Source organism: Deltaproteobacteria bacterium CG11_big_fil_rev_8_21_14_0_20_49_13, assembly GCA_002796305.1.
Classification (GTDB): Bacteria; UBA10199; UBA10199.
In genome coordinates this window covers 1-4,415 of record PCWZ01000022.1, presented here as the reverse complement: position 1 = coordinate 4,415, position 4,415 = coordinate 1, and the positions used below count along the sequence as shown (strand labels likewise).

5 protein-coding genes are annotated in these 4,415 nt (G+C 49.7%); 3 read left to right on the top strand and 2 right to left on the bottom strand.

Going from position 1 to position 4,415, the window contains the following annotated elements:
- Window positions 1-99: 99 nt before the first annotated feature.
- Window positions 100-1,560 carry an IMP dehydrogenase gene (locus tag COV46_01830; GenBank protein PIR17991.1) on the bottom strand — a complete coding sequence of 487 codons (1,461 nt, stop codon included), beginning with the start codon at window positions 1,558-1,560 and terminating at the stop codon, window positions 100-102.
- 258 nt (window positions 1,561-1,818) lie between these two features.
- Here COV46_01830 and COV46_01825 point away from each other — a divergent pair, with 258 nt between their 5' ends.
- From COV46_01825 to COV46_01815, 3 genes are read left to right on the top strand one after another with little or no spacing between them, the layout of a single operon-like run.
- Window positions 1,819-2,562 (top strand): YebC/PmpR family DNA-binding transcriptional regulator, encoded by a 744-nt coding sequence (locus COV46_01825; protein ID PIR17990.1) that lies wholly within the window; start codon window positions 1,819-1,821, stop codon window positions 2,560-2,562.
- Between the two features lie 47 nt (window positions 2,563-2,609).
- Window positions 2,610-2,981 carry a four helix bundle protein gene (locus tag COV46_01820; GenBank protein PIR17989.1) on the top strand — a complete coding sequence of 124 codons (372 nt, stop codon included), beginning with the start codon at window positions 2,610-2,612 and terminating at the stop codon, window positions 2,979-2,981.
- 39 nt (window positions 2,982-3,020) lie between these two features.
- Complete coding sequence (locus COV46_01815) at window positions 3,021-3,494, top strand: crossover junction endodeoxyribonuclease RuvC (GenBank protein ID PIR17988.1); 474 nt, start codon at window positions 3,021-3,023, stop codon at window positions 3,492-3,494.
- Between the two features lie 86 nt (window positions 3,495-3,580).
- Here COV46_01815 and COV46_01810 read toward each other — a convergent pair whose 3' ends face one another.
- Window positions 3,581-4,168, bottom strand: a complete 588-nt coding sequence (locus COV46_01810) for a hypothetical protein (protein PIR17987.1) — start codon at window positions 4,166-4,168, stop codon at window positions 3,581-3,583.
- Window positions 4,169-4,415: the final 247 nt, after the last annotated feature.

Sequence of the window (4,415 nt, the reverse complement as noted above, 5' to 3'; positions counted from 1 at the left end):
ACGAAGCAATCTCCATAAATCAAGTGTTTATGGGGGATTGCCGCGCCCCTTCGGGGCTCGCAATGACAGAGTGAGTAGTTTATAGAGGTGCCCACAAATTCATTCTCCTCTATAATTTGGAGCCTCTTTTGTTATAGCTACATCGTGCACATGGCCCTCACGGAGCCCAGCCGGCGAAATTTTCACGAACTTTGCCTTGGTCTGAAGCTCTGTTATGTTGGCACAGCCCACATAGCCCATGCCGGAACGCAAACCGCCTATCAGCTGGTGGAGAACCTGCGAAAGTCTTCCCTTATGAGGGACCCTTCCTTCGATACCCTCGGGAACAAACTTGTCGGTTTCCGTAATATGACCCTGGCAATATCTCTCTTTGCTCCCCCTGTTCATGGCACCGAGCGAACCCATTCCGCGGTAGCCTTTATAAGGACGCCCCTGATACATGAACATCTCGCCAGGCGATTCGTCGGTGCCGGCAAAGAGAGAACCTATCATTATGCTATCGGCCCCCGCCGCGACCGCCTTCGTGAGGTCGCCCGAGAATTTTATGCCGCCGTCGCCTATCACGGGAATGCCCTTCTTCCTTGCAACCTCGGCACAATTCGCGATGGCCGTGACCTGCGGCATGCCAACGCCAGAAACCACGCGGGTTGTGCATATGCTACCCGGACCCATGCCAACCTTGACGGCGTCCGCACCGTGTTTGATCAGCGCCTCGGCCGCCTCGGCCGTTGCAATATTTCCGGCAACGAGCTCTTTATCTTTGAATTCCTTTTTAAATATCTTGATGGTCTCAAGAACACCCTTTGAAAATGCGTGTGCGGTGTCGATTACAACGCAGTCAACACCGGCTTCAATTAATGCCGCCGAGCGTTCTATCTCTTTAGGCCCCGCCCCGATCGCCGCGCCAACCCTAAGACGCCCGTGCTCATCTCGCGTAGCGTTAGGACTCGTTGTCTGCTTCTCAACATCCTTTACCGTGATGAGGCCCCTCAATTCGCCTGAGGCGTTGACAATGGGAAGCTTTTCTATCCTGTTGGAAAAGAGAAGGTCGCGCGCCTTATCTACCGACTCACCCTCGCGAAGGGTTATGAGCTCTTCAATGGGAGTCATTGCAGAAGAGACGCTCTTTGAATGGTCGCGCGCCGCCACAATATCACGGTTGGTGAGTATGCCCACAAGTTTCCCGCCCCTAACAACCGGAAATCCGGAAACTTTGTGGAGCTCTTTAAGCTCAACCGCCTGCCTGACCGTCTTTTCGGCCTCGATGGTTATGGGCTCAAAAACAATTCCGCTTTCGAACCTTTTGACCTTGCGGACCTCTCTAGCCTGGTCTTCGACGGACAGGTTCCTGTGAATGATGCCGATCCCTCCCTCAACTGCCATAGCGATGGCGGTGGCACTTTCGGTCACCGTATCCATTGCGGCCGAGACAAGCGGTAAGGCCAGAGTGATGCGGGGGGTGAACCTTGTAGAAAGGTCGCAATCTTTCGGCAAAACGCTCGTTTCTTGGGGAATTAGAAGAACATCATCAAAGGTTAACGCTTCTTTGATATCAAACATGCGGGGCTCTTAGCTAAAATCCCCAAAAGTGTCAACTGTAATCGCGAGCGAAAACGAAGCGATCTCCCCAAATAGGGACAGACTTCATCGCCGCCATGACCAACGGCCCCGGTATTTTTATGGAGCATCCGTTATGAGAAGTCCTTTATAAATGGCTGTCATTTTTTCCTTCCATATTGAATATTTGTATGTTAGCCCCCTCCTCACTTAAAATAAAAAACACCCCCACCTCAACCAGTTCGGGGCAAGGAGAAACGTATGTCAGGACATTCAAAATGGGCGACAATTAAACACAAGAAAGGCGCAGCCGATGCAAAGAGAGGCAAGCTATTCTCTAAGTTTATCAAGGAGATAGCGGTTGCTGCAAAAATTGGCGGCGGCGACCCGGACAAAAACCCGAGGCTCCGCACCATTATCGAAAAAGCAAGACAGTATAACATGCCGAACGACAACGTCACCCGCGCCATCAAACGCGGTTCCGGCGAACTCGAAGGCGTTACCTATGAAGAGATAACCTATGAAGGCTACGGCATCGGCGGGGTCGCCATGCTTATCCAGTGCCTGACGGACAATAACAAGAGAACGGTCGCCGAGCTCCGCCACATGATCTCCAAGGGCGGCGGGAACCTTGGCGAAGCCGGTTGCGTTGCATGGATGTTCAACAAAAAAGGCGTGTTAACATTCGACGAGACAGTCACAGAAGACCAGCTTATGGAAGTAGCCCTCGAGGCCGGTGCCGAGGATATCGTCAACTTAGGCAACGGTCACGACGTTATTACAGATCCGAGCTCATTTGACGCCGTTAAAAAGGCCTGTGAAGATGCGGGACTTAAACCTATCGAAGCCGGCGTTGAGATGGTCCCTCAGAACGAGATAAAGCTCGCCGGCGACGATGCAAGAAAGATGCTCAACCTCATGGAGAACCTGGAAGACCACGAAGACGTCCAAAACGTCTACGCTAATTTCGATATAGACTCGAGCGAAATAGAAAAACTGTCCTAACCCGGCCAGCAAGGATACAGGCCAGCAAAGCCAGCAAGGTTAATGAGATGGCTAATTCGAATTTTCAGGATTTGGAAGTTTGGAATGAAGGAAAAGATCTGGCAATTCAAATCTTTAACATCTGGCAAAAAATAGATAACAAAGGTTATTTTTCACTCCAAGATCAGATGCAACGGTCCGCGTTATCAATACCCTCCAATATTGCAGAAGGAAGTGAACGAAAAAGCGCAAATGAATTTATGCGATATCTTTATATTGCAAAGGGGTCAACCGCTGAACTAAGGACCCAACTTTATATATTCGGTGAACTTGAACTTTCGGACAGCATTGATGTTAATGCCATTGTAGAAAAAACACCTGTTTTATCTAGAAAAATATCAAGGTTGATTTCAGCAGTCAGCAACAGCAAGCCTTCTTAGCCTTGCTTGCCTTGCTTGCCTTGCTGGCCTTGCTGGCAAATGATTATAATTGGAATCGATCCGGGAACCCAAACGACCGGCTGGGGAATAGTTAAAAAGGACGGCCACAGTGTAACCCATGTAGATAACGGTGTCATATCCCCTTCTGCCAAACTGGACCTTGCCCAAAAACTTTTACACATCCATAAAGAGCTGACGCTTATCATCAGGCAATATAAACCGGAATGCGCAGCGGTTGAAGAGGTCTTTGTTGCAAAGAACGTCCGCTCGGCCCTCATACTGGGCCACGCAAGAGGCGTTGCCCTCCTTGCCGTATCGCAGGCGGCGCTTCCAGTTCACGAATATTCTACGCGTGAAATTAAGAAGGCGCTGGTAGGATACGGCAACGCCGAAAAAGCTCAAGTTGCAATGATGGTTAAGAACTTGTTGAAGCTCCCCGAAGTGGCATCGCCCGACGCCGCAGACGCGCTAGCCGCCGCCATCTGCCACGCCCAGACGAAACATTTTACATAGGACCGGCAAGCAAAGCCGCGGCTTCATTGGGGGTCACCTCTTTCAGAGGTGACCACGAAATTGTTTTTTTATGCCTCTCAGCGGCCTCAATAAACCACTTCTCCTGCCACATCGGAAAAACCGGATCCGGGAAAAATGGATGCGCGCACTTTCTTGCAATCTCCCTCCGCGGCATGATAAAGGGCGCTCCTCTTCAGGATGCCAGACCAGTCGCCTTTAACACTGTTTGTTATCGCCAAGACCGCATCTAGATCTTCATCCGTGATCGGGTCTTCCGTGTCTCTCACAAGGCAATCAATGCCCTCAAAAACCCTGCTAATAACGCTATCCGGCGAACAAAAGAGCCACTTGGCGCCATTAACCATAGCATTCATCCCCCACTTTTGTGTTGCAAGGTCATAAGCAAAAACGACCGTCCCCTTATTATAAAGACCTATCGGAACCTCGCTGTTTATGTCTACTTGAAAGAAGAACTTCTTTGCAGTTTTATAGGTCGATATATCGAAATTGTCGTTAAACCAATCATCCCTGTTGCAGGCCGTCCGAGCGTACCACTCGTTATGGTGCTGGCCAACGTTAGTAGCCTCAAAATTGACGCCATCGAACGAAATATCCAGTATGGCGCCTACCCAAGCCGGAACCTTACTGCTCACTGCTGCTGTTGGTGTTGTCATATGATCTTCCTCCTGACCGCCATGGCTATTATATGACACAAAAAATGTCTAGGACTTTTTAAAGAAACGTAAAACGGGGTCAAAAACGGTCAAAAACGAAAACGAAAACGGGGTCACGAAAACGAAAACGGGGTCAGGCTGAATCAAATCAAAAACGAAAACGAAAACGGGGTCAGGCTGAACTATTTAACTATTGACAGCGAGTTAAATATTACATTAAAACGTAAAACGGGGTCAGGCTGAACTA